The sequence below is a fragment of the Scytonema sp. PRP1 genome (assembly GCF_036697665.2).
Lineage (GTDB): Bacteria > Cyanobacteriota > Cyanobacteriia > Cyanobacteriales > Nostocaceae > Kalymmatonema > Kalymmatonema gypsitolerans.
The window spans coordinates 1-26,160 of record NZ_JBAHYJ020000038.1; the positions used below are offsets into that span (position 1 = coordinate 1).

Below are 26,160 nucleotides of genomic sequence, written 5' to 3' on the forward strand. Positions count from 1 at the left end.
GACGGCTGGGTGGCATAAGCCACCTGACTATTGAATAAGCTTTTTAGACTATTATTTTTGCGCTTCTTCAACTAACTGGCTCTTCTTGCCCTTGCTGCTTGTTCATGTAAAACTTGCCAAGTTTGTGGTCCAACAATTCCATCTACAACTAAGTTATTCTTGCTTTGAAAACGTTTGACCGCAGCTTCTGTTTTTGTGCCAAAGTTACCATCAACTGTCAATGGTCCATATTTTAGAAGATTCAGATCTTCTTGCAAATGCTTGACGTCATCTCCTTGAGAACCAAGTTTCAATGTACGGTCTTGATTATCTACTGGCATAACTTTCTCCTTTTGAAATCAATTTGTTTGTGTTTGATGTTTTCAGTATGGTCGAATATCTAAGGGGAATCATTGATAATTGCAGACAAAGGCAATTGTGATTTTTGTCCATAGTCCATTACACTTTTCGGCAATGGGTTAAAAATCGCTCCAAATTCTTCCCTCCCCCTCCCAATACTGCTTGGAAACGCTAGATTCCCTCAAGACAGGGATAAGAAGACCGAGGTTGCTGTCAAAGCATTTGGGTTGAATTTTTTTCTCCCTCTGCATAAGAGCTTCCCTGCTTCCCGTGGCATATCGAGCAGTATTGCTCCCCGTCCCTCCCCCTACCGCGATATTTTGATCGCTATCAAGAAAAAGGCTTGTAGCTCAATTTGCCGTTATGTGGAGGGGATTGATGCAGTGGTGTAGTGCGGTGACACCAAATTGCGTTCAAATATGTCATTCTGACCGAACGCGAGTGCGGGCGCGCAGGCATAGGGAAGAATCTCGCGAGATGCTGAGTGCCGCGACCACTCATTGGTAAAATAAAAAACCCAGCCTCTACTTGAGAGGCTGGGCACCATATCATGTCATTTTTAACCAAGTCCCACTGGACAGCCTCTCCCGTTGGGCTTGAAGCAACTAATTTATCTATGTTTTGTGGAATCCGAAAGATTTAAGTTTTCAACATCCACTAAAATATTTTGATAAATACCACGTAAATACTCTAGTAATTCTTGTTGATTTACTTGATGAATTTCAACTTCTCTAATAAGAAACCCCAACGTTTGCACTGGACCATTATGAATTGAAGCAAATGTCTTTTCCATTAAATCTTGTTGAAGCTGAAGTTGTTGTGATAGAAGATATTTTTGGTGCCACAAATGTAAGTATAGATATAGAATGTACAGGATTATTCCCACTGTCACTAATACAATTAGCCCTTGCACCATCAATACTCTATCCATAACGCTTATCCCTTATTCCTATACTGTTAACAGAAACAGGTGCATTCCGGTGAGCCTCCGACTAGCGGCGATCGCCACTAGCAACAAATGAAAGAAGCACATTTTTCTGGAATTATAAAACCCTTGCTGTCTCAGAATTGTAAAACGTGCATCTTAGGAGTAGACCGCACCTACTTAAATATGATGTTTTCCCTCAAGGGAATAGTCTAAACATCTCTATCAGTTCATCCCTTAGCCATCAGTTTGTTTAAGATTGTATTTCCCTGGGGATTAACAACTGTAAGACGAATATGTTTTGTGTCTGCTAGGTGATAAGTAATAATATATTTGTAATTTTGATTTTTGAAAGTATAAGTGTAACTTTGACTATTACCAGACATTTCTGGGTTTTTTAAAGTTAGGTCACTTCCTTTTTTTACATTTTGACCTTCATAAGTATAAATACCAAAGTGGTCTAAACTAAGCTTTACAACCCATTCTTGATTGTTATCTGTAAAAGCACCTGTCGGACGAACAAAATCTGTAGGCATAGCTACAGCAGTTTGAGGATTTAAAGCAATATCTATAATTGCAGGTACGGAAAAACCAAGAATAGCAGCTAAAGCGAGAACTTTAATATTCATAATTCAATCTCCTTGTAAAATCATTTGTTCGGGGAACGATGATTTCAGTATCGGAGAATATGAAAGGGAAATCATTGATAGTTGCAGACAGTGCTTATGGTGATTTTTGACCATTGGGTATTACACTTTTCGGCAATCATCCCACGAACCAAGAAAGTTCACACAATACACCTCCTTTGGGTAAAGACTCCCGACGAAATTCCCCGGACAACCTTTTTGCTAATAAGTAGCTGTGCTTTGTTCCCTCTTGCTGTCCGGGTTTTAACCCAGAGCCATTATCCTGTACCTTAAGGATGTACTTGTTCTGTTGTTGTTCTCCTGTTGCTATAATCCGAGTTACACCTTGGGCATGTTTACCCACATTACACAGGGCTTCCTCTAACCACAAACACAAATCGCGTTTTATTTCCAGGGTGATGTCCGGTTGATTAATGGGGGCAAAATTCCGTACTTTGACTTTAATCGTTTGAAAATAAGGTAGATTACGCTTGAGAGTCAGGGAGTAGACCTCGTGTAATAAATTATGCAGGGGAAGATTGAGGTCGATACTGGTTCCTTCCCCCAAGCGGAGCGTGTCTTCAGAGGTTACTAATTCTAGGACTGTTGGCACCTCCAATGGTTTGTTATCAGTATCATTTTCATGTATGAGGCTGCGTCCTACTGCCCGAATCTCTGTGTTGAGATCATGTAAGCGCTGTAAAAGTTCTGGAGAAGCTATCTGCTGTTGTTGCACATCTCTCTGGAGGAGTGCCAACGTTTGCAATGGACCATTATGAATTTGGCTAAAGGCTTGTTCCATCGCCTTTTGGCGAATACTTTGCCGTTCGATGATTTGAGCATAATATTGGAGACGCTCGGCATACAAACGTTCTACTATCGACTGGAGACGAGTATGTAATAGAATTATGATACTTTGTACTCCCATGACTGGACCCAGAGAGATGAGTAAATCTAATCCTCGTGGGCTGCGTAATTCTACCGAGTTGAGGATTAAGTAGGTCAAAATGGGAGATGCGATCGCTATCCAGGTGAGTATAATTGCCCTCAGCAATTGTTGGGGACGCAGGGTTATCAGCATACACGTTGTCAACAAGAATAATGCTGAGGTACTGGGGGGCAAACTTCCCACAAGGGTAGTTTTTGAGGTAAACGCTTTTATAGTTACGAACCAAGAGGGAAACACCACAAAAATTACAGCCTCAAATAAACCTAGATATATGACTTGTTGTAAGGTCTGCGGTTTTGTATAAAGACGAATTAATAATATTAAGGATGTAATTGCAAACAAGGGAGGTACTATTAGGTAAATTCGCTCTGGTTGCGGGTTAAGTCGATGAATAATCGTAGAAATAGTTCCACCGATAGTCATCAAACTCAAAATACCCAGAACGAATCGACGCTTTAGTCTACTATGAGAATCTAAAATCATAGACAACACACCCTTAACTCCATCAATTATTTAATCAGTCAATTAACCCTTTTTCGCGCGCACGAATTTGGGTCAATGCCCGAATATTTTTTCCTTCTTCTGGATAAATTTCTAATGCATCTTGAATTTTTGACCAGTAATGGCGAATCATGCGTTCGGACTTATACATGGCGCTTGCGATCGCTTTATCTTGCAATCCTTCTTCAAACGCAAGTCGCAGTACCTCCAACCACTCTGGTTTGACTTCCAAATCCCCTTGAATATCTTTAGTGTGAGTCAGTCCCTGGATTGACCAATCCATCCGGGTTAAAAAGGTTTCTACACTCAAACTTTTATCTACAATTGTAAATCCTCCTTGATGGGCATCAATTTCTGGCATCAAGCGAATTAAGGCTTTGATGTTACTACTTTGCACCATCAGGTTAAGATGGGGATAATTTTTCATTAATTGTGACAGCAACCCCAATCCATTTTCTATTTGCGCTGTTGTTTCTGCTGTTTGTGGTATGGATAAATCCGCAATTACCAAGTCAGGAGAATGCTCCGCAACCGAAGCAAGGGCTGACCGTGCAGTTTGGGCTGATAATACAAGTGCATCGGGATAGCGCTCGCTTACCAAGCTAATTGTTCCATTCAGCAGTAAGCGATGGTCATCAACAATTAAAATCTTTGGTTGTTGAATATTCATCGAACTATAAGATGTGACATAGTTTTTTTTGTACCACCTGGGAAAAACCGCGTTTTTATTTTAACCAAGCTAAACTTTTACTTCTTTTTATAGGTGAATTTATAATTGACTTATGTAGTTGCCGAAACTTAGGCAGTACTGAGCAAAGGGATTGTACCATGCTATGGGGTATGGAAAAATTTTCCCATACTTAGTAGTCTGTCACACCAACTTTCAAGGCTTGTAGTAAGGGCTTGAGCCCTTTCCAAAGCACTCTTCGTTATTGCTACGAACTCCTCATAGTTGCTGTGTCAGAGGACTAGTTAGATGCACATACTAGTTCTTCAATAGAAATATCATGTATTCCAGAATATTTATGAAAGAAAGGGGCATTTTCGTGGAACGTACGCTTTGTGCGGGTTATTTTCGACGGCTTACGAGCGCAAGCTTGTCGAAAATAACCCGCAGCCATGAAAGTAATTAAAATAAATACCCTTAAAAATATTTTGTAAATACCAACTAATAACCGAATGTTGGTAATAACAGGCAAAACAACATTGATTTTTTAGGGGTTCTGGGTATGGCTATTGAAACTATTCAATAATTGAAAGTTGGTAAAATTCAAAATTTCTAACTCAAATCTCCCAACTCTAGCCAGCTTGATAGCAGCTAACGGTTCTTACACATCAGACATATAGCAGGGGACTAGGGACTAGGGACTGGGGACTGGGTGAAAAGTCCTTTTGTGTCTAGGTTTTATCATCTGTTGATGTCCTAACTACCTTGGCTGTTGCTATATCAAGCGGTATGGCAATTATGTTGTGAAGGAGCAAAATATTCGCCAACCATTTGTCCATGCAATTCATCTCCCTCGCCAAATCTCTAAAGCTTAGAATTGGCAAGGGTTTTCAGCTTCTATTTCCGTTTTAGCGTGGATCTTGGCTCAATGCCTTTCTCATCTTCTACCATGCAACCTCCTCCAGTGTAGAAGTTCTACGAGTGCTGCATGGAGCACGAGATTTGGAGGCAATTTTGGATGAAGATGTAGACGAATGATTGTTGGATTCTCTTTTATAGCGCTTTTCAAATGATTAGACCACTTCCTTTTGTGGGACGGGCATCTTGCCCGTCCGATTGCTCCTCACACATACAAGCCAACGCATAAGTAATGGTATCTCTCTAAAGCGCTGGTGCTGGAAGCGGCTGCGCCGGAGCCGACATCGGATCTATCCCACCTTGTCCCACTTCAAACTGACGCATCATGTCGTGGTCTTCGTGAACCATGTTGTGGCAATGGTACATATACTTGCCAATTTGAGGTCTAAACCTGCCAATGATTCGTACAGTCTCGTTTTCACCAACATAGAAGACATCCTTCAAGCCACGCTCATAGGCAAAAGGCGGGTGACCATTCCGGTCAAGGATTTGAGCATCGATAAGGTGAAGGTGAACAGGATGAAACCACAAACCTGAGTTGTTGTGCAGCCTCCAAATCTCCACTTCTTCCAGTTGTGGATTAGCATCAATTGCGTTTCGGTCCCATCCGTTGCCATTGATCACCCATAACGGATTACCACCTTGCTCAAAGGTGAAGTCGCGGGTTCGCACAGCTGAGGATTCTGGGATGAATTGAATATTGCGTAGTGTGCTGGGAATAGAGCTGTTATCGCTCTCAGAACGCACCACATCAAAGCGCATGATTTTATTTGTGTTGCCGGTATTATCGTTATTAGGAAGTCCAAGATTTTGCAGGACGACCTGAGTCCCTATAGAATACCTAGAAAAATCGATAATCAAGTCATAGCGCTCTGCCATCCCAATACGCATATCTCTAGTATTTACTGGTGCAGACATCAAGCCAGCATCAGTACCAATCACAATCAAGTCATCGCCAGTACTCAGAGCGAGTTTGTAAGAGCGGGAAACTGATGTGTTTAACACCCGGAAGCGGTACTTGCGGTTAGCTACCTCCATACGAGGCCAAGGCACACCGTTGACTGTTATCACATCGCCCATCAGACTGTGCTGAGCTTGGTCATCAAAAATGAGTGAACCATTAGACGCGAATATCTTATCTTGGATAATTAGGGGGATATCATAATCATCCTTGGGCAGTGGCAGATTAAGCTCATTGTCATCTTGGACAATATACATCCCAGCCAGCCCCCTGTACACATTTACAGAAGTCTGACCGAGGGCGTGGTCGTGATACCACAAAGTAGCAGCAGTAGGGTTGGGATAGGTGTAATCTTTGTAGTATCCCTGAGGAATCAAATCCTCAGCGTAGCCATCGTACTGGGGTAACGATGCCATTCCATGTAGGTGAGCCGATGTTGGTACACCTACATTATTGATAAACCGCACAACCGATTGCCGATTTTGACGTTGTTTGATTGTCGGACCGGGAAATGTACCGTTATAGCCCCAAATCTCCGTTGTTCGTCCTGGTAATATCTCTACACTAGCCCTCTGGAGCGTCATCTGGTAATAATCAGTTGTTGAATCGCTGCGTACAGGGTTCAACACTGGTGGTGTGCGGAACCCAAGTGTAAATGGCTCGACTCTCTCATCAGTTCTCTGAGCATATCCACGATTTTGAAGTGCTACGGGAAGCAAAACAGAACCTCCCGCAAGCGCTGCAATCTTCAGCGCTTCACGTCTGGTGATTTTCTTCATTGTGCAGTTCCCTGGTTAAAAGTTTGTATAAATGTGACTGGCTTAAAAGCAGTCAGAATTTTTGTGTAGTGTCATTCTTTCATAAAAAATATAACAACACGCTAAAGTTTATTTAAGTAATAATACTAAAAATAAATAGGTTATAAAAAAATGACAAATGACTAATTTTAATTAAAATTACATTTTTATGATTTTTGTCTCTTTTGTGGCTGCGTCTCTTGTTTATTAAATATGTAAAAAAAAAGTCAAATATGGCTAGAAAAGCTCTTGTGTAAGCTTTCTAGGAATAGAAATGTTAGCATAAACAAGAAAAAAATGTAATTATTCTAAGTTAAATTTAATATTATCAAACATCAATTGTTAATTTCAGCAAATGAATTGCCTTATTCTAAGATTTGCTGATTTTACGTTTTGTTGCCAAGCTACTTTTAATGGAAGATTGTGTAAAAGTACTCACTTTATCTCATAGTCGTTTTCAGAAACGGTAAACTCTGGACTGCGGATGCACCCACTGTGTGAGAAGGAATTAATTTTGGTGAAAAATGTCAAATTATTTTGTATGTAGATTTCATCTTAATTGTATTGATTAATACTTTTTTGAGCAAATACGCAGAATACCTCAACTCAGCCTTTAGGGTTAGATTTTGAAGTCATCTAATATATGAAATTGAGCGTAAAAAATAGTAAAAATACTGAATATAATTTTATTATCAGTAACCTCAATGCTGTATTTTCCTCATGAAAGCACTCGAAGCCTACAGCCTCAAAAAAACATACCGCCAAAGCAAACAAATTGTGGAAGCAGTCAAAAACGTTTCCTTAACCATTCTCCCTGGTGAGGTTTTGGCGTTTCTTGGTCCTAATGGAGCAGGCAAGACGACGAGTATTAAAATGATGGCAGGATTGATTCAGCCGGATGCAGGTTGGATCAGAATTGCTGGAAGTGATCCCCATCGTAACCCAGCAGCATTGCAAAAGATGGGTGCAGTGCTGGAAGGAAATCGTAATGTCTACTGGCGACTCACACCAGAAGAGAATTTAGAATACTTTGGGGTGTTAAAAGGACTTTCCCAGCGAGAAGCCCGTAAATCAGGAATCGCACTTTTAGAAAGATTTGGTTTACTCCACAAACGTCGTACACCAGTACAGCAACTTTCGCGAGGGATGCAGCAGAAATTAGCAATAGCAGTTGCTTTAGTTCATCAACCCTTGCTTTTATTATTAGATGAACCGACTTTAGGATTAGATGTAGAGGCGACTGAAGATGTGAAAGTGCTGGTGCGGGAAATCGCTGCTTCTGGTTGTGCTATCTTGTTGACAACTCACCAACTGGCGATCGCCGAAGAGCTTTCTGATAAAATAGCCATTATCCAAAAAGGTGAAATTTTAGCAGAATCACCAACAAAAGAACTGATCAGACAGTTTTCTGGTACAGCTTACAAAATTGAAATGGAAGCAACACTAGATAAAGTAAGAATTGCAGAATTAATAGAAATTGGTGCTGATGTTGAAGATGGAAAAAATATCTATGTGAGTCAATCAGAATTACTTTATCAAGTGTTTAATATCGTCAAACCTTTTCCTTTGAACTGTGTCGAAAAAGAACAATCTGATCTGACAGAAATCTTTTTGCAAATAGTTAGAGAAGGAACTGACCGTAAAAAGATATTAACGCGCTCAAACTAGAAATGTGCGAAGATACAAACAAAACTTACATCAGTGGGCTTCAATGAAGTTTTTAATAAATAGCAATGTTTGAATTATTTATAGCTGAATTACGTCGCAGTTGGCTTCAATTTCGTCGTTATCCAGCGGAGGCGATTGGGTTAATTGTCATCACCACTATCTTTTTTTATGGACTTTTTTTAAGCGCCCGTTACCTTGCTGGTCCTAGTTTACAGTTAGGCGATCGCCTTGACTCAATCATTATCGGCTATGTGCTTTGGACTTTGGTGTTATTCATCATTACCGACATTGCCGGCAACTTGCAATACGAGGCACAGACTGGCACTTTAGAACAACTTTTCCTTTCTCGATTTGGTGCCATCAAAGTCTTCTTGATGCGGACTTTGGCTAGCCTAACCTTGCAGATGGTTATTATGCTCACCATTCTATTTATCATTATGGGGCTGACTGGGAGCCGTCTGAACTTTCCCCCAACATTACTTTTTCCGTTCGTCACGGTATTAATGGGAGCATATGGTATTGCTTTTACAATGGGTTCTTTAGCTTTATTACTAAAGCGTATCCAACAATTGCTGGGAATTTTTAACTTTGCGCTCTTATTTTTATTAGCCACTCCCACTGAAACTTGGACACCACCACTAAACATTTTGGCACAATTACTGCCCATGACTTCTGGTGCAGCAATATTACGTGATTTGATGGCACGGGGTGAGGGTTTAAACTTCACAAAATTAGGTATAGCGTTCGTGAATGGGGTTGTCTATTTTGCTGTAGGATTACTGCTTTTTTATCTTGCTGAACGTGAGGCAAAGCGGCGAGGAATGCTGAGTGGATATTAATTAGGAAATAGCCGCAGGCTCTCGGCATAGTATCAGGATTTGGTAGGATGATAAATCCCCTGCTCCGGACGGATAAGCGATCGCTTAATATCTAGGTACAAAGCAACTAACAAATTTATGGCAGCAGCACCAACCCTAGCAAAGCAATACATTGAACAACGAGATGAAAAATATTGGATCGAAGGGACTCGCATCTCTCTCGATTCAGTTGTCTATGCCTTCTTGAATGGTGAGTCTCCTGAAAGCATTGCTCAAAATTTTCCGTTGCTCTCGCTGGAACAGGTTTATGGTGCTATTGCCTTTTATCTTGCCAATCGAGAACTCATTGATGCGTATTTAAGAGAAGGTGAACAAGAGTTTGAGAGATTGCAACAGTCTGTTAGAGAGAAAAATCTGCCTTTGTATCAGAAGCTAAAAGCTGCTCAAATACATAAGCAGAGTAAGGTTTTTGCCCATACCAGAAATTGCGATGAACCCACAACTCAAGATTGAGATAGCCGAGGAACCAAAGCCTGATGAGACTGAATTGATTGTTCAACAACTGATCCAGTTCAACACCCGTTGTGCCGGTGAGGGCAACTTCCAGCAATTAGCTATCTTCCTACGAGATTCAGATGAGAATATAGTGGGCGGATTGGTCGGCTCAACGTATTGGCAATGGCTATATGTTGATGTTTTTTGGATAGATGAATCTTATCGGGGAAAGGGCTACGGAGATTCCTTACTAACTGCTGCGGAACAAGAGGCTGTTAAGCGAGGTTGCCAGTATGCTTATTTGGATACGTTTAGTTTTCAGGCACCAGAGTTTTACCAGAAGTGTGGATACGTTGTGTTCGGGGAGTTATCAGATTTCCCAAAAGGGCACAGTCGATTTTTTCTAAGAAAAGTGTTGCAGTAATTACTAGCAGCCGCTGACTGGGAAGGTTAGACGGCTAAAGCACTGCCTCAAAGTAAACTTGCTTAATTCGTTCGGTAAGCTTTAGGTGACATGCCTGTAAGCTGTCGAAATTGCTGGCTCAGATGGCTGTGGCTGTTGAAGCCGCAGGCTAAAGCAATTTCCACTACCGATGAAAACTTTGCTTGATTATCTTAAGGCGGGTGATTCGTTGGATGTATTTCTAGACCATTTTCCGAGTGTTAGCCGTCAGCAGGCGATCGCAGTTATTTCTTCTTCATCCTTGTTGACTCTACTTTAACAAAGCCGCAGAATCTACATCCAAAAATAACGTCGCTTGCTGCTGTGTGCGGAGAATAGAAGCGGGACAACCTGTGGTAATTTCGCCCTCCAACATCTGTTTTACTATCTTCGCCTTGCGTTTTGCTGGTGCAAGACAAATGATTTTTTTTGCCGAACAAATCATTGGGAGGGTGAGGGTAAAAGCATATTGCGGCACACTTTCTAAATTGGGAAAATACCCTGTGTTGACTTGTTGCTGCTGATTTGTAGTGTCCAGCTTCACCAATTTGAGTGTATAAGGATCGTTAACATCCGCTACCGCAGGCTCATTAAAAGCCAAGTGTCCGTTTTCACCAACACCAAGACAGCACAAATCAATAGGTTGTGCTTGCAAGAGTTTGGTATAGCGATCGCACTCTACCAAAGGTTCAATCGCATCACCTTCTATATAGTGAAATTCCTTGGGACTCACCTGCTTTTCCACGCGATCGCGCAAATAACGTCGGAAGCTTGCGGAATGGTCAGCAGAAATGCCCAAATATTCATCAAGATGGAAACAGGTAATCCGTGACCAATCTACACCACCCAATGCTATCAAAGCATCAAGAAATTGAATTTGGGAGTTGCCTGTCGCCAGCAATAAAGCCGCAGCATCATTTTGCGCAAGCGTGTGCTGTAAATGTTTTTGTGCAATTTCCGCTACATCCTGCGCCAGTTCGACTTCAGAGTTATAAACCTGTACTTGTAGAGCATCGACGCGAAAAGAATTTTTGGCGGTTGACATTGGAATCTACAGAAAATTTTCTCACATCAAAGGAAACGAGTCGGGGCATGACCTGTCTGCCGTTACTTATAATTTTCTACTTTTAAGAATGCAGAAGGACAACAAAACAATGTAAACTATGTGATGAAACTTTACAAGAGTTTACACCCTAAAAAACCATGCTAGCTGCAATTCTGTTTGACCTAGATGGAACGATCGCCAACACTGACCCTATACACTACCAAGCTTGGCGGGAAATGCTGTTAGGCTACGGCATGGACATTGATGAAGCATTTTACAAATCTCGAATTAGCGGGCGGACGAATCCACAAATCATAGAGGACTTACTGCCACAATTATCACCGGAAGAAGGCGCAAAGTTTGCAGACGAAAAAGAAGCGCTTTTCCGCAAACAAGCCAAAAATCTTCTAAAACCACTTGATGGATTTTCCGAACTCCTAGCATGGACAGATACGCACCAACTTAAACGTGCTTTAGTCACCAACGCTCCGAAATTAAATGTCCAATTCATGCTAGAAGTCTTGGGAATAAACGAAGCATTTGATACAGTTGTCATAGCAGAAGATGAGATAGCAGGTAAACCAGACCCTGCACCCTACCAAGTCGCCCTAAGTAGGTTAGGTATTACAGCAGAACAAGCAATAGCACTAGAAGATTCTCCCTCTGGGATTCGTTCTGCTGTCGGTGCTGGTATACGTACAATTGGCGTTACAACCACTCAAGAGCCGAAAGTTCTCCAGGGAATTGGGGCATTTATGACAATTCCAGATTTTACTGATTTGCAGTTGTGGACGCTGCTGAACTCGTCAGTAGAGGAAGATGTGGCTTATTTGGGTTAAATCTACTCTGCCACTATTGCAAGTGCTACTGCACCAGTTGAAAACGATATCCTGTGGTGGAATTGCAAGACTGGCTTGAATCGCAAGGTACCACTTTGACTAGAAAAACTCCACCTTGGCGATCGCCCCGAAGGGGCGGGAGAAAAGCGCCATTGCCCTTTCCCGCCTTAGAGACGCCATCGGCAAAGCTTTCCCTTAGGCGATCGCCTGTTGGTGAAAACTGAATCGTTCCCGTTGCTCCTAAAGCCGAAAAATTGGGATTAGACAGTGCCTTTTGCAACTTCTCACGGGTGTTACCTTCTTTCAAGCCAGCGATAATTGCTTGGAGTGCATCATAAGCTGTAGCAGTTCGCGGACTCACCTCTGCACCCCAAAGTTGAATGGCTTTGGGGGCAAACAATTTGTTTCCAACAGCATCACGGTGCCAAGATACAGCCAGCATCATTCCTTTAACATCGGCTTGCCCATACTTTAACGTTCTTTCCGTGTACATAGCTTGAAAAGCGAAAAGCGGTAGTCTGCCTTTATTTTCACGCGCCACTTCAATAGCTAAATTGAGTTTATCTGGTCTAGGGATGAGTAGCAAACCTTCTGCTCCATCGCTGATGGCTCGACTGAGAAAACTGCTGGGTTGAAACGTTGGCGCACCCAAATCGCAAACTGTACTGGTGACTTTACCTCCATATTTTCTAATGGAATCAGTGTATTGTTCTACAATTTCTTTACTTATTTTTTCCTGATTGACAGTGAATGTTGAATCACTACAAATAGCGATGTTGGTGAGGCGAGCTTTTTGAACAATATAGCTAGCAATAGCATCACTGAAAACATCAGAACTAGGAGTAGCGTAAAAGACGTATTTTGTCGGGTTAGATGGCTTTTTTGGATTGACTAGTGAAACCATCACCAAACCACGTTTGTTATAAATTGATGGGTCACGACTAAAACCGACAACTGCCAGTATACTAGAGTCATTCACCAAGTCAGTATTTATCTGTTTAAGTATCTCATAGTTATCAATATTGACAATCTGAAGTTGTAACGGTAAGCCATTAATTCCTCCACTGCTATTTACCTCATCTTGAGCTTGAGCCACTCCGCGTAATATCTCTTCCGCCTCATTTAAGGAAATACCAATCGGCACAATGACAGCAACTTTTAGAGATTTCGCCTTGCCAATTTTAGCGTTGTTCAAATAAATTAATGTTTCCGGGTCATTACGTTTAGCTTGCAAGGATGATTGGAATTTAGTAACAGCAGTCACAAAATCTCCCGCTTCAAATGCTCTCCTTCCAGCTTCTTTCTCAAGAGGTCTTCCTTCTGTCACAAAAATTTTCTCACCCAAACTCATCCGATTTTTTAAAGGTGAATTAGTATAGGGTGGAACGAATGAAGCACTCTGTTGTTTCAATTGCCCAGAATACTCTGTTTGGGGACGAATGACTGTACCTAATAACCATAAAATAACTGCTATCAGAAATCCTGACAGCCCCAAAGAAAAAAGGAGGCGGATATTTTCTGTTTTATTTTTCATATCAAATGACCCCAAATCCAAAAAATTTATCTATCATAAATTAGAAATATTTAGAGATAAATCTGTTCAAGAGTTGGGACAAATTGAAGAGAGTCACTGTTAGTAATCCAGCAAGTATAACTAGTAAGACTAAAACCAGAAATCCATTGATCCCAGCTTGAAAAATATTAACAATGTAAAAATTATTGTAGATAAATACAATCAATAATGTCGTAATTCCGGCAACGAGAAACAAATAAGTCTTTTCAAAAATTGAGCGAGGCTGGGTAAAGATTAACCCTACTAAAATGAGCAACCATAAACCAGAACTCATCCAAATAGTTCCGACAGAACTCAGAAGGGCGATCGCCAAAAATGAACTTCCTGATCCCGCCATAACTGCCCAAGGCAATAATTTCTCTATGGAGTTTTGCGCCCCCTTAGGTGGTTGCTGTTCAATTTGTAGCGTTAGCTTTTCTGGTTGAACAGGCGAGAGGACTGTATACAGTGGCGTAGACTGTAAAGTAGGCAGTGGTGGTAACTCAACATTCAAGTCTTGTAAGACATCTTCTGCTGAGAGATAACGCAGTTTATAATTCTCTTGCAGCAACTTATCAATAATCTGCTCTAAGTCGTGACTGATTGGTTGTGTTAAATATTGCCACCAAGTAGTAGTCCAACTATAGCCCTGTTTCATCCATATTTCCCAAGGCGAAATACCAGTCAACAGATAAAAGGCTGTTGCTCCCAAACTATACAAATCGCTAGCAGGATAAGCTTCGCCTGAATACATTTGTTCAAATGGCGCATAACCAAATGAACCAATGTTCGTTCCTGGTTTCGCGTGTACTGTTCCCGTCTTGTGCTTTGACACCCCAAAATCAATAAGCACTAACTTACCATCACTTTCACGACGAACGATATTTTCTGGCTTAATATCTCGGTGAATGACCTGCTGCTGATGTACCGTTGCTAGCACAAATAACAAATCTTGCAAGAACTCTCGAATTTTTGCTTCATCAAACACGCCGTGTTGTCCTAACTCCTGCAACAGATTCTGCCCTTCAATAAATTGCTGCACCAAATACAGGTAGTTATCTTCCTTAAAATAGGCATACAGGGTAGGAATTTGGGGATGTTCGCCTAAATGTTGGAGACGTTTTGCCTCTTGCTGAAATAACTCAGTCGCCTTTTGGCGTGACCAGCTGCCTTGACCTTGTGGTACCAGTTGCTTGACCACGCATTTTTCCTCAAGCTTATCTGCATCTTCTGCAAGATAAGTGCGAGCAAATCCCCCACCTCCCAACGGTTTGATAATGCGGTAATGACCCCTAAGTAACGAAATCAACTCTGCCCCGCAATTTCCACAAAAGTTTGTTCCTTTTGAATTGAGAGGATGAGAGCATTCGGGATTTAGGCAGCAAACCATAGTATTATTGCTGTCTTTTATGACTGTCTTTTGTTAATAGTAATCAATATACATCGAGTCTTCTGAGCTTTCCGGATTAAGAGTCTAATAATGTAACAAATCTCAAATCTATATTGATAGTCTACTTTATATTTTTTATTGTGAGCGATGCCTTATGGGCGGGGCGCAGCCTGTCCCCAGGGCTTACGGCAGTGTCCATCTGCCCAATCGCCGTGAAAGGAGTTAAGAGTTATGAACTATAAATTATGAATGATAAGTTTTATCATCCATAATTGACCAAAGAAAGTACTCATACCAATTCTTTGTAAACTTGCACTTTATCTTCCCTCAGTCTATAAGACCTCTGGATTTTAAGGATGCAGAGCATCCAATTTCTTGTTCCCAGGCTCAGCCTGGGAACGAGTTAGGGAGGCTCCGCCTCATTTTTTAAGAGCATCTTTATGGAAAATTGGTATTACAGAGAATTGGTATTAAAAGTTGCAAAGAGGAGCCAGCACTTACGGCGGGAAACCCGCGCCCCGGTGACTGGCGTTGGTTTTCCTATGAGTGCAAACTGAGCGCAAAGCGTCCCGTGAGGGATACGGGGCGTCCTTATCAAATAAGAGCGCATTTATTTATGGGGATGTATTCTGACAAGGGAGTTCTGTGTTCTGTGTTCTTCTTAAGCTCATAACTCATAACTCATCGCTTTTAAAAAGATTCTGGTGTAGCAATACCAGATCCAACAGTGACATTACCACTACTAGAGAGTCCCGGTTTAGAAATGGGTTTTGTATCCTGCGATGAATGAGTGAATGATGAAGAAGGTGGAGTTGCTGCATCTTTATCGATCAGTCTATCAGCATTTGCTTGTTGGGATGCCATGACTGACAACCCTCCTACTGAACCAGCGACAAGGGCTGCATAGCCTACGTACAAATGCACCGGATGCAGCGCTATTCCAAATCCAAAACGGCTTTTATGCTGATAGGCAGTAGGTGGTATAATTGCTTTTACTGGTTCTGGCGCAGGTAAAGAAGCAACTAAATTTGTGCCATTTAATCCAAGAGCATTAGCCATGACACGAATAAAGCCACGAACATAAACATCTTCTGGCAATGATTCCCAATTACCGTTTTCCACTGCCTCCATGTGATGAAGTGGTACGTGAGTGTAAACATGAAGTTGCGCCAGAGAAAGACCTTGAGACTCACGAGTTTGTCGTAGTTGTTCACCGATTTGACGTAGATTTTCTACGCGCTGTTCGGCTGCCATTTGTTTAGCTAGTTCAGCTTGTTTCCGTTTTTTCCCAGGAGTGAACCACTTAATCGTTTTTTTCGTTTTGGGACGGTCTTCATTGGGTTTTGTGGAATTATTTGCTGTCTTACTTTCTACTTGAGATTCTGATGGTAAATCGGGTTTCTTATCAGTCTCGATAGTCGTTTTTTGGTTAACAGTAACATTTGTTAAGCACTGTGATAAACCACGTGATAAATCATCAGTGGAAGCTATTTGTTCAGTAGGTGATGTTTCATCTATGCTGTCTTCGTGTTGCTGATTTTCATTGCTGTTCTGATACTGTTGCACAAATCGGCGAAATACCAAACCAATCGCTTCTCTACCTACTGATTTAAATAAAACGTTGGCTTGATCAGATGAAGAACCAAGCAAGTTTTGGAACATCGCCACAGCACGGCGATAAGCTTTACTCTGATGCAGTTCAGCTTCTATTTCTCCTAAAAGCGTCCGCAATTCATCTTGAGAAATTTCAATAGTTGGATTTCCGAGAATTTTTAACAAATATACAGGTGTAGTAGCCATTGTAGACAGCCTCTTGCGGCAATTAAGCAGAAGTTATACCTGTGTAATCTCTTCTACTGTTTGCTGGCTTTTCCGGATTGTTACGTAGTTATTTTTTCTGAATTCAAGAAAAATAATTTTTTTTTGCTGGCTCAGTTTTGGCATAGCATACTAACCTCATCTTTAAGATTGTAGAGGTCACGCCAATTTTTTTTTACAAATACTTATTAAAAATCTTCGTATTAAAAATTACTTCATATATGAAAATATTTACTAACTATAATTGTTAACTCTTAAGTTCTGCTACTACCTAAGGAAGTAGGTTCTAAGTAGCAAGCAATAAGTCTAAGTAGAACGGCCCACCAAGAATTTTCTGTGATTTTGACTCAGAACTCACAAATCAGGACTCAGTACTGATGACAAAAGAGCGCACCGCTTCCAGATATACAGAAGCAGCGACTTCTGCTACATTGTTATGTGCAGCACCTGGAACGAGAACCAATTTTTTTGGTTCAGGAGCAGCAGCATACAAGTCTTGGCTCATGAAAGCTGGTACTATGACATCAGCAGTACCGTGAATAAATAAAACTGGTATTTTTAAATTTGGCACCTTTGTAATCGAATCAAAACGCTGTGTTAAGATTGAATCGACTGGAAACATCCAAAAATTGTTCCTGTAAGCGACGACTTTCTGGATTGAGGTAAAAGAGCTTTCCACAATTAATCCAGCAGCATTTGGATGGTTGACAGCCAAATCAATCGCTACCGCGCCTCCTAGGGAATGTCCGTAAATCAAAATTTGGCTGGGTGGAATTTGTCGCTGGTAAACTAAATAATCCCAAGCTGTCGCAGCATCTTGATAAACCTGCGATTCAGTAGGAAAGCCGCCCTCACTGCGACCATAACCTCGGTAATCGATCATTAACACTGAAAACCCTAGTTGATGAAACCTGTGTGCGTGGGCGACATTTGCGCCAATGTTGATAGCATTGCCATGCAGGTACAGTACAACTTTGGTATTGAGCTGGCTTGCTTGTATCCACCAACCATGAATGCGTGCCATCTTGCCTGATTTAGCCTTCACAGGCAACCAAACATCTTCGTAAGCTAAATTAAAAAACTCTGGTGTCGTTTCAATCACCTTAGCGGGAAAAAAGATGAACCGAGATTGTTGGAGAAAAAGAAATATACATACAGCCAAATAGGCGATCGCTACAACGACTCCTAACCAAATAAATAATGTGAACAGTAATTGCACTGGATATTGCAGTTTGTTTGTCCTCATGTAAGTATTGATAAATACAATATTATTAGCCTAACAAAGCAGCTTTCTCTTGATAAAATAATCAATCAATTATCAAAAAAGGATTTAAAATAAAAAGAGTAAATAAGTAAAATTTTCTACATCAGTTTAAGTAGTTCTTGATTGAATGATAAAACGTTAGCAACAAAAGAGGAGAAGACGGTGAAGCTGTTAAACGAGGCTCAAGAAGAAGAACTCAAGGAAGTCGTTGCACATCTACGGGAAGTACGCGAAGAAAAATCGATACGTTTAGAAGAACTAGCAGCTTACACACGTATTCGATTAGCTTTCTTAGAAGCTATAGAAGAAGGGCGATTTGAAGTATTGCCAGAGCCTATTTATGTCCAAGGGTTCATCCGCCGCTATGGAGATGCTATGGGACTAGATGGTACTGCTTTAGCAAAAACTGTTGCAAGTATTTGTTCTCCTCCTCAAGAACCCAATCATGATAATCAGGAGTTAGATAAAAAACCAAGTTTATACATACCTCTTGCTGTTCCCTACGCCCTGTTAATAGCAGTCGCCTCCTTTGGACTGTTTTATATTCTCAATCCACAACGTTCAGTTGAATCTTCTAGTCAAAAGAAATCCTCACCGCTTGCTTCTGAACAAAAAACAGAATTTGCACCTAAAACTTCATCATTAGCATCATCCTCCAAGCCAAAAGCTAGTTCACCTGTCGCCTCAACGACAACCAAGGAATCGGCTGCAGCAGGTGCGATCGCTCCAACTCCATCCCCCTCAACACAAGCGACAGCTATTACAGAACCCACCACTCCAAGCCCAACCGGAGATCCTACAGCACAAACGACTCCTGTTGAAGTGACTCTTGAGCTGCAAGACAAATCATGGGTGCGAGTGAAAGTGGATGGCAAAACTGAATTTGAAGGGGAGTTAAACAAGGGAGATAAGAAAACCTGGACAGCACAAAAAGAGTTGACTATCCGTTCTGGAAATGCTGGTGCGGTATTGGTTTCTACTAATAAGAAGCAACCAACACCATTGGGAAGTATGGGGAGTGTGAAGCAAGTTACATTTACTCCAGAAACCCCAGAAACTCCAGAAACTCCAGAAACTCCAGAAACTCCAGAAACAAATAACACACCAGAAACTGTTAATAGTCAATAGACATGATATAAGACATTAGTACTAAGACAAATGACTCTTAACTATAGTTGCGGCGTGCGTAGATGCCAAGTCGTTGATTGCTCATAAGCATAAGCGACTTGAAACAGTTGGTCTTCTCGCAACACATTGCTAATGAGCTGCAAACCAATTGGTAACCCATTGTTATCAAAACCACATGGCACGCTTAAACCCGGTAAACCAGCAAGATTTACGGGAATAGTCATCAAATCAACTAAGTACATACTCAAAGGGTCAGCGGTTTTTTCCCCTGCTTTAAATGCAGTGGTGGGAGCTGTGGGACTGACTAAAACATCAACTTTTTCAAACGCTTTTTCAAAGTCTTGTTTAATCAGGGTGCGAACTTTTTGCGCTTTCAGATAGTAAGCATCGTAATAACCAGCCGAAAGGGTGTAAGTTCCTATCATAATCCGGCGTTTGACTTCTGCACCGAAACCAGCAGCACGGGTGCGACTATACATTGATATCAAATTATCTGCATCAGGAGCGCGGTAGCCATACTTCACGCCATCATAGCGAGCTAGGTTTGCTGATGCTTCAGATGGGGCGATTACGTAATAGCTTGGTAAGCCATAACGGAACCGAGGACAGGAGATTTCTTGAATTTCCGCTCCCAATTCTTTTAATTGTTCGATCGCCGCCTTAACAGCTTCTTCGACTTGTGAATCCAAACCTTGACCAAAAGTTTCTTTAATAACACCAATTTTTAGCTTTCCTTTGGGGAAATCTGGTTTTAAGTTGGCGGTGTAGTCGGGAATTTGGACTTTCAGGCTGGTGGAATCTTTGGGATCATGACCGGCGATCGCCTGCAATAATATCGCTGCATCTTCTACTGTGCGTGCAAATGGTCCAATTTGGTCTAAAGATGAAGCAAAAGCCACCAAACCATAACGAGAAACCAGTCCATAAGTTGGTTTCATCCCCACAACACCGCAGAAAGACGCTGGTTGTCTAATCGAACCGCCAGTATCGGAACCTAGCGAGACAACACATTCTCCTGCTGCTACCGCTGCGGCTGAACCGCCAGAAGAACCTCCTGGAACCCTTGACAAATCCCAAGGATTGCCGGTGAGTTTGAAGGCAGAGTTTTCTGTAGAACCCCCCATAGCAAACTCATCCAAATTGGTTTTCCCTACCATCACCGCACCAGCATCTGCCAGTTTTTGGGTGACAGTTGATTCATAAGGCGGTACAAAATTTTCCAGAATTCGAGAGGCGCAGGTGGTGGGAATTCCCTTAGTACACATATTATCTTTGATCCCAATGGGAATCCCTGCTAAAATACCGATTTCTTCCCCGGCGGCGATTTTAGCATCTACATTCCGCGCTTGCGTTAGTGCCTGTTCAGCAGTAACGCATAAAAAACTGTGCAATTTCGGTTCTATTGCTTGAATGCGCTCTATTGCTTCTTGAGTAATTTCAACGGCAGAACGTTCTTTCTTGATTAGCTGTGTGTGCAACTCGCGGATGGACGCCATGATTGCTCCCTTTACGACTCAAGTCCTTGATTTTAGTACATTTTGACGATTCCTGCTTAAGGTATTCAGCCGTGCAGATATTCAACTTAAAGGCGGCTTGCACTAAATTAAGATATGTACGCTCATCAGCTTAATTATTCTTCCAGTCAGCAGGCTTTTGTTCTTGACAATTTTATAGCTTTTAGGAAAGGAATAATATGGTTAAAATCATAACACGCAAATCATTAACTACGGAAGATGTCTATGATATTGGGGTAGAACGGGATCATAATTTTGTTACTAAAAATGGCTTCATAGCTTCCAATTGTTTCAATAAATCCCATTCTACGGCATATGGTTATGTAACATATCAAACTGCGTATTTAAAAGCTAACTATCCATTGGAATATATGGCGGCGCTGTTGACGGCTAACAGTGACGACACAGACAAGGTGCAGAAATATATTTCCACCTGTATGAGTATGAATATTCAGATAGAACCGCCAGATATCAATCGCTCTCTTGTGGATTTTACACCGTCAAATGGCAAAATTTTGTTTGGGCTGTCTGCTGTTCGTAACGTGGGACAGAACGCAATAGCGTGTATTTTGGAAGTGAGAGAAAAAGGAGAGTTTAAATCCTTGGGTGATTTTTGCGATCGCGTGGATTTGGGTACTGTTAACCGTCGCACTTTGGAATCACTCATTTACTGTGGAGCCTTTGATAAAATCGACTCCAACCGCAACCAACTGATCCAAGATCTCAATTTAGTGTATGATTGGGCACAATCGCGTGCCAGAGATAGAGCGACTGGACAGGGAAATCTGTTTGATTTGTTCGGTGGCGAATTTTCTCATAATAAAAATAAAGTTCAAAATAGCTTTGAATCTGCTCCCAAAGCTCAACCAGTTCTTGATTTTCCTCCACAGGAAAAGTTGCGCAGAGAAAAAGAACTTTTGGGATTTTATGTATCAGATCATCCTCTGAAAGCTATTCGCCAATCAGCGCGTGTTCTTGCTCCGATTAACCTTTCGCAACTTGGCGAACAGAAAGAAGAAAGTACCATTTGTGCGGTTGTCATGCTCAATGGCGTTAAAAAAGTGATGACCAAAAAAGGCGATCCAATGGCGATTTTGCAAATAGAAGATTTAACTGCACAATCAGAAGCGGTGGTATTTCCCAAAATTTATGAGCGAATTAATTCACTGCTTCTAGTTGATTCTAGGTTAATTATTTGGGGCAAAATAGACCGACGCGAAGACCAAACTCAATTGATTGTTGAAGATGTAGAACCAGTGGAAACAGTACATCTGGTGATGGTGGAACTCAACACCCAACAAGCAGCGACTATTGAGGAACAGCATCGCCTCAGAACAATTTTGCAAGAACAATCAGGAGACAAAGAAAAAGCAAAAGTGCCAGTGATAGGAATTGTACAAGCCGGAAATTCCCGTCAACTTGTCCGTTTTGGACGACAATTTTGGGTACAGGATTCGAGAACAACTGTTCAGGCTCTTCAAAACGCCAGATTTTCTGCTCATGTACAATCGCTAACTAATGTTTGATGAAACAGAACGCCGCAAAGCAATACGGTTCGGATAAGACTTGATCCCCCCAACCCACGCTAGTCCGCACGGGCGGCGGGAACCCCCTTTTTCCTGATGAGCGTTACGAGCAAGTATGCAAGCTTAAAAAGTATATTCCCTTCCCGGTACAAGATTACCTATCTTCTTCCTTCTCTTCTCCTGTCGGAGACGCACTCTTAGGAGCGCCTGTCCGCAGGACTTACGAGACGGCTTCCGCCGAACGTGTCCTAGCCGAAGGGACGCCGAAGAGTGGATCTACGTGGTCCAGAGGACACGCTGCTTTGAACGTGGTTCATTTAATCGGTATTCTTCTGGCTGAAAGGGAGTAGCTTATATAAAACAGCAAATAGCTTAGATAACTATTTTGCGTTTGCGTCATCAGTAAATTAACGTAGGTAACTTATAGTTGAATCGTTTTTTTAGTTACTTCTGCGGATGATCTCTTCCTTGTGTACATGATATTTTTTATGCCATGAAGGTGTGTGTGGCAACAAAGGGGAAGGAGCAAAAACTGCATGACCGCAGATGATGTTAATAACTTTGTTGTATATTGCAAAAAAATTCAACCCCAATCTCAGGAAAACATCAAAAGGTTTTTTGAAGGGGTTATCGCTTTTCCTTATGACAAGGAACTCCTGTTGCAAGCTTATTTATTTTTGAATATCAAACAGATATTTCCTTCATGCTGTGAATTACTGTTATTTGAAAAGTCCCCAATTGCTGATTATACAGATTTGGGAAAGTGCGATTTTGTTTATCTGACTTCATTTGGTAAAATTTTTATAATTGAAACGAAATTTATTGATACAGAAGCGACAGGCGCAACAGAAAGAAAAAGAAGAAATAAGCACAGAAATAAAGTATTCGAGCAGGTAATAACTTTAAAAAGCAGATTTAGTCAGTATTGGAATATCAAGCTAGAGCAATTAGAGTGCGCTGTTTTTACAACAGATCCAGAAATTGCTTGGCGAGGAAACGGGGTGAATGTTATCACTAAATCAATCCTCATAGATAAGCTTGATTATTGGAGAATGAATTACAGCAAAATATGTCTTGCGGACACGCTACGCGAACAGGAGTCAGGAGGAGGCAGTGCGGTGGTTCCCGAGGACAGTTTTGAGGAGGGAAACCCTCCGGGAGAAACTGTCCATCCCGTTGAGGAACTGGCGAAACGGTTCCCCGGCATAAAGCAACTGCCGTTCAGAAGTCAGAAGTAAAAAGGGCTTAGTGTCTCGCTTTTTAAACAAAGCGCGTTGTACTTCATTGACTTGCTATGTGCTGTATTACACAAGAATTTTATAGAATTCGGGATGCTTTCACAACTTCAAAATCTCTCAACAAGTTGACGAACAGCATCAACAACCAACTCAGGTTGATCTAACGGGATCAGATGCCCACTCTTTTTTGCAATAACTTGGTGACTATTTGATGACAGACTGGTCAAATTCACTTGAAGCTCTTGCCATCTCTGCCATCGCTCATCACTCATATCTGAATCTTTAGCACCTTGAGTCAGCACTATTAGAGGCAAAGCGCTTAATGATTTAACTGCTCGCACCTGCTCAAAGCTCTCTTTCAAAGTAGCCATTTCACTGTACACAGTTGCCCAGTAATGCTTTCGGTAACAGTACGATTTGAAGGTGTCGAACATAGCCTGCACTTGGGGTGGATATTTCTGGATCTCTTGCTTAATATCTTGAAGATAAGGCAGTAAGTTGAGTTCGCCTACTAAACGCAACACACCAAATCGGTTGGCAATTCCCATAGCCTTATAGAGCCACAACTCCTTTTCTTTCTGTTGCCACCTTTGGGGTGTCATTTGATCCTCATGTACAGAATCAACTAACACTAATCCAACAACATCTTTTGGATACTGACTGGCATATAAGCGCATATTGCCTCCACCTAAAGAGTGTCCAACCAAGATGTAAGGAGGCTTAATTCCAGCCTGAGTTAGAAGAAGATGCAACTCATCCACACTCTGTTGGCTAGTGCGTGGCTTTTTGAGATTAGGTTCGCTCCAACCAAAACCCGCTCTATCGTAAATACACACACGAGTAAATTTAGCAATTTCAGATGGCACCAACCCCCACGAAATTGACGGAGCACCAGCGCCAGCATCCATTACGACAGTCGGTGTCCCTTGACCAATGAGCGTGGAGTGCAGACGGAACCCGCCGACATCAACGAGCTGACCTGGTGGAGGGTACTTGCGTTTATCGATACCTTCACTCACTCTTTGGTAGAGAATTCCCGCAATAAGTAATCCCACGGCAGTCATACCTAATCCAATCAAAATCAACTCTTTAGTGATTGCCATAGTCAGGTGTGCCAAGTTTCATATCGCTTTATTTTATCTAAGTAAGACTTGTGCAAGCTCAAAGAGCGACTTATAAACAAATCTTAAGGTAGCAACATTCAAGCAAAACGCACGGTTTGGGTTACAACGGTTATGCTGATTAAAGTGGCAGTTGACACTTCTTCTAGTGTTGGCTTTCTTCCACGCGGAATTTCCCACCGGTTGCATCGTTAAACGCGAAGATGCAATACCAGGGACGATAAGCGCACAAAAAAGATCAAAAGAAGGTGTTGAAGTGAATACACTTTTGGTTATTATCATTGGTTTCTTACCGTCCCTATTCTCCCTGTGGTTGATGCGTAAAACCCAGGCTAGAACACGTTCGCAGTTTAGGCGAGCAGCTATGAGTTCTCCTGCACGGCGAATACGGCAGAACACCATAAGCGATCCCAGCGATCGCTATTATCTTGAAGGAGTCGGCTACCTGATTGGCGACATCAGCTGCCAATTTAATGCCCGTTCTGGCTACTTGCGCTGTGCTGTCAATCCCACCGGACCATGCGAAGGTTGCCGCTATTATCAACCTAAGGAAACCGTTTGTAGTGAAAATAGCTCGTCAGACTTACCGTATTGACTAATCATTTCTCCCTCTTTGTAACGAGGAATGATGGAAATGGACACAGATAATGAATCTGTGTTGATTTTTTTGTGTTTATGCTTCCAAATAAACTCAACCTATTTTTTGCAAAAACTTTACTGAATAGTGATAAAAGATGATTGATTAATGTGACACTCAAAAAAGTGTCTATTTTGAAACAAAAACACCGGACAGCCGGATTCTGTCCTGTATTGATAATAGCTTTCTAACAAAAAAACTAGAAAAAGATACGTTGAAGTATTCAGCATCAATAGCAACAGATAAGAAAAAAAATTTTCAAATTATATGGAACATTTTGGTTAGTTTTTCGACCTTAGATTTAAAAGCAATACCTACAACATTTGGTAAAGATTATGAAACGGTTGCTTAAATCCTTTGTGACAATTTCTGCATTGTCCTCTGTGGTAGTTGCTCCTATTTTTCTCTCGGCTGGTCAAGCTTCTGCTTTGCCTCAACCAACACAAAAGGGTACTGATGCTAACTATGTTGGTGTTGGTGTTTCTGCTGGTGTTACCAATGGTGGGCAAAAGAATGATGCTGCAGTAATGGGCGGAAATGTCACAGGTCGCGTGAAATTAGGAGAGACACCTTTGTCTGCACGTGGTCATGTCCTTTGGGGCGATGAAACAGCTGCTATTATCCCACAAGTTTCCGCAGACCTAGGGATTGCAAAAGGTACCAATGCTTTCGTAGGTGTTGGTTACTCTTTTGTAGAGGACAAGGGCAAACCAAGTCCGTTGGGCAACAAAGATGGACTAGCGCTGACTGCTGGCGTAGAATCAGAACTTGGTAATAGCTTTATGCTCTACAGCAACGCTACCGTAGGAATTGATGCTTACAAAAATAGCCCTGCTTCTGCCCTCAGCATTAATGGTGGTCTAGGCTATCGCTTTAAGTAAAGCTGTAGTTCAAGTGTCAGGTTGAACATACAGCTTAACCAATGCTTACAGGAGGTTAACTCCTGTAAAGTCAAGAATTATAGACAAACCATTTGCCTATT

At 41.6% G+C, this 26,160-nt stretch carries 24 protein-coding genes and 1 pseudogene; 11 read left to right on the top strand and 14 right to left on the bottom strand.

The annotated features are described in order from the left end of the window. Window positions 1-71 precede the first annotated feature (71 nt). The 6 genes from V5G28_RS07340 to V5G28_RS07365 all read right to left on the bottom strand — a co-directional run bounded on the left by V5G28_RS07340 (window position 72) and on the right by V5G28_RS07365 (window position 6,665). Complete coding sequence (locus V5G28_RS07340) at window positions 72-320, bottom strand: peptidoglycan-binding domain-containing protein (RefSeq protein WP_332992408.1); 249 nt, start codon at window positions 318-320, stop codon at window positions 72-74. A 629-nt stretch (window positions 321-949) separates the two neighbouring features. After that, complete coding sequence (locus V5G28_RS07345) at window positions 950-1,270, bottom strand: hypothetical protein (protein WP_332992410.1); 321 nt, start codon at window positions 1,268-1,270, stop codon at window positions 950-952. Between the two features lie 224 nt (window positions 1,271-1,494). Further along, window positions 1,495-1,893: a hypothetical protein gene (locus V5G28_RS07350; RefSeq protein ID WP_332992412.1), complete on the bottom strand. Its 399-nt coding sequence runs from the start codon at window positions 1,891-1,893 to the stop codon at window positions 1,495-1,497. A gap of 136 nt (window positions 1,894-2,029) precedes the next feature. Further along, complete coding sequence (locus V5G28_RS07355) at window positions 2,030-3,322, bottom strand: hypothetical protein (RefSeq protein WP_332992413.1); 1,293 nt, start codon at window positions 3,320-3,322, stop codon at window positions 2,030-2,032. Between the two features lie 34 nt (window positions 3,323-3,356). Continuing rightward, entirely contained in the window at window positions 3,357-4,010 is a 654-nt protein-coding gene (locus V5G28_RS07360; protein ID WP_073627933.1) for a response regulator, read from the bottom strand. A gap of 1,158 nt (window positions 4,011-5,168) precedes the next feature. Further along, a complete protein-coding gene (locus V5G28_RS07365) occupies window positions 5,169-6,665 on the bottom strand; it encodes a multicopper oxidase family protein (RefSeq protein WP_332992416.1) in 1,497 nt (498 codons plus the stop codon). 738 nt (window positions 6,666-7,403) lie between these two features. On the opposite strand from V5G28_RS07365, the gene V5G28_RS07370 reads away from it, so the two are divergent. The 4 genes from V5G28_RS07370 to V5G28_RS07385 all read left to right on the top strand — a co-directional run bounded on the left by V5G28_RS07370 (window position 7,404) and on the right by V5G28_RS07385 (window position 10,088). After that, window positions 7,404-8,351: an ABC transporter ATP-binding protein gene (locus V5G28_RS07370; RefSeq protein ID WP_332992418.1), complete on the top strand. Its 948-nt coding sequence runs from the start codon at window positions 7,404-7,406 to the stop codon at window positions 8,349-8,351. Between the two features lie 65 nt (window positions 8,352-8,416). Then, the gene (locus V5G28_RS07375) at window positions 8,417-9,190 is read left to right on the top strand and encodes an ABC transporter permease (protein ID WP_332992420.1); all 774 of its coding nucleotides are present in this window, start codon (window positions 8,417-8,419) and stop codon (window positions 9,188-9,190) included. Window positions 9,191-9,307: 117 nt separating this feature from the next. Continuing rightward, complete coding sequence (locus tag V5G28_RS07380; RefSeq protein ID WP_332992422.1) at window positions 9,308-9,682, top strand: DUF433 domain-containing protein; 375 nt, start codon at window positions 9,308-9,310, stop codon at window positions 9,680-9,682. Continuing rightward, window positions 9,660-10,088 (top strand): GNAT family N-acetyltransferase, encoded by a 429-nt coding sequence (locus V5G28_RS07385; RefSeq protein ID WP_332992425.1) that lies wholly within the window; start codon window positions 9,660-9,662, stop codon window positions 10,086-10,088. Before V5G28_RS07380 ends, V5G28_RS07385 begins: the two co-directional genes overlap by 23 nt. A 62-nt stretch (window positions 10,089-10,150) precedes the next feature. On the opposite strand, the gene V5G28_RS07390 is transcribed toward V5G28_RS07385, so the two are convergent. Then, complete coding sequence (locus tag V5G28_RS07390) at window positions 10,151-10,252, bottom strand: AraC family transcriptional regulator (protein ID WP_332992427.1); 102 nt, start codon at window positions 10,250-10,252, stop codon at window positions 10,151-10,153. A gap of 5 nt (window positions 10,253-10,257) precedes the next feature. On the opposite strand from V5G28_RS07390, the gene V5G28_RS07395 reads away from it, so the two are divergent. Continuing rightward, window positions 10,258-10,386, top strand: coding sequence for a DUF433 domain-containing protein (locus V5G28_RS07395; protein ID WP_442994229.1), 129 nt, complete (start codon window positions 10,258-10,260; stop codon window positions 10,384-10,386). Here V5G28_RS07395 and V5G28_RS07400 read toward each other — a convergent pair. After that, window positions 10,378-11,151, bottom strand: a complete 774-nt coding sequence (locus V5G28_RS07400) for a glucosamine-6-phosphate deaminase (protein WP_332992430.1) — start codon at window positions 11,149-11,151, stop codon at window positions 10,378-10,380. The genes V5G28_RS07395 and V5G28_RS07400 overlap by 9 nt on opposite strands. Window positions 11,152-11,309: 158 nt before the next feature. On the opposite strand from V5G28_RS07400, the gene V5G28_RS07405 reads away from it, so the two are divergent. Then, window positions 11,310-11,990, top strand: coding sequence for an HAD family hydrolase (locus V5G28_RS07405; RefSeq protein WP_096561730.1), 681 nt, complete (start codon window positions 11,310-11,312; stop codon window positions 11,988-11,990). Window positions 11,991-12,015: 25 nt separating this feature from the next. Here V5G28_RS07405 and V5G28_RS07410 read toward each other — a convergent pair whose 3' ends face one another. From V5G28_RS07410 to V5G28_RS07425, 4 genes are all read right to left on the bottom strand, one after another. Next, window positions 12,016-13,524: an ABC transporter substrate-binding protein gene (locus V5G28_RS07410; RefSeq protein ID WP_332992434.1), complete on the bottom strand. Its 1,509-nt coding sequence runs from the start codon at window positions 13,522-13,524 to the stop codon at window positions 12,016-12,018. Between the two features lie 40 nt (window positions 13,525-13,564). Next, window positions 13,565-14,932 (bottom strand): serine/threonine-protein kinase, encoded by a 1,368-nt coding sequence (locus V5G28_RS07415; RefSeq protein ID WP_332992436.1) that lies wholly within the window; start codon window positions 14,930-14,932, stop codon window positions 13,565-13,567. 690 nt (window positions 14,933-15,622) lie between these two features. Beyond that, entirely contained in the window at window positions 15,623-16,732 is a 1,110-nt protein-coding gene (locus V5G28_RS07420) for a helix-turn-helix domain-containing protein (protein ID WP_332992438.1), read from the bottom strand. Window positions 16,733-17,111: 379 nt separating this feature from the next. Further along, on the bottom strand, window positions 17,112-17,996 hold the full coding sequence (locus tag V5G28_RS07425) for an alpha/beta hydrolase (RefSeq protein ID WP_332992440.1): 885 nt from the start codon (window positions 17,994-17,996) through the stop codon (window positions 17,112-17,114). Between the two features lie 180 nt (window positions 17,997-18,176). On the opposite strand from V5G28_RS07425, the gene V5G28_RS07430 reads away from it, so the two are divergent. After that, window positions 18,177-19,142, top strand: coding sequence for a helix-turn-helix domain-containing protein (locus tag V5G28_RS07430; RefSeq protein ID WP_332992442.1), 966 nt, complete (start codon window positions 18,177-18,179; stop codon window positions 19,140-19,142). A 41-nt stretch (window positions 19,143-19,183) separates the two neighbouring features. Here V5G28_RS07430 and gatA read toward each other — a convergent pair whose 3' ends face one another. Then, window positions 19,184-20,638 (bottom strand): Asp-tRNA(Asn)/Glu-tRNA(Gln) amidotransferase subunit GatA, encoded by a 1,455-nt coding sequence (gene gatA, locus V5G28_RS07435; protein WP_332992444.1) that lies wholly within the window; start codon window positions 20,636-20,638, stop codon window positions 19,184-19,186. A gap of 197 nt (window positions 20,639-20,835) precedes the next feature. Between gatA and V5G28_RS07440 the strand changes: the two genes are divergently transcribed. Next, window positions 20,836-22,182 (top strand): helix-hairpin-helix domain-containing protein, encoded by a 1,347-nt coding sequence (locus V5G28_RS07440; protein ID WP_332992446.1) that lies wholly within the window; start codon window positions 20,836-20,838, stop codon window positions 22,180-22,182. 536 nt (window positions 22,183-22,718) lie between these two features. Beyond that, a pseudogene (locus V5G28_RS07445) lies at window positions 22,719-23,249 on the top strand (hypothetical protein); the annotation flags it as partial. A 278-nt stretch (window positions 23,250-23,527) separates the two neighbouring features. Here V5G28_RS07445 and V5G28_RS07450 read toward each other — a convergent pair. After that, window positions 23,528-24,523: an alpha/beta fold hydrolase gene (locus tag V5G28_RS07450; RefSeq protein ID WP_332992448.1), complete on the bottom strand. Its 996-nt coding sequence runs from the start codon at window positions 24,521-24,523 to the stop codon at window positions 23,528-23,530. 274 nt (window positions 24,524-24,797) lie between these two features. Between V5G28_RS07450 and V5G28_RS07455 the strand changes: the two genes are divergently transcribed. Beyond that, window positions 24,798-25,136, top strand: coding sequence for a DUF6464 family protein (locus V5G28_RS07455; RefSeq protein WP_332992508.1), 339 nt, complete (start codon window positions 24,798-24,800; stop codon window positions 25,134-25,136). 377 nt (window positions 25,137-25,513) lie between these two features. Then, window positions 25,514-26,059 carry a hypothetical protein gene (locus tag V5G28_RS07460; protein ID WP_332992450.1) on the top strand — a complete coding sequence of 182 codons (546 nt, stop codon included), beginning with the start codon at window positions 25,514-25,516 and terminating at the stop codon, window positions 26,057-26,059. Window positions 26,060-26,160 lie beyond the last annotated feature (101 nt).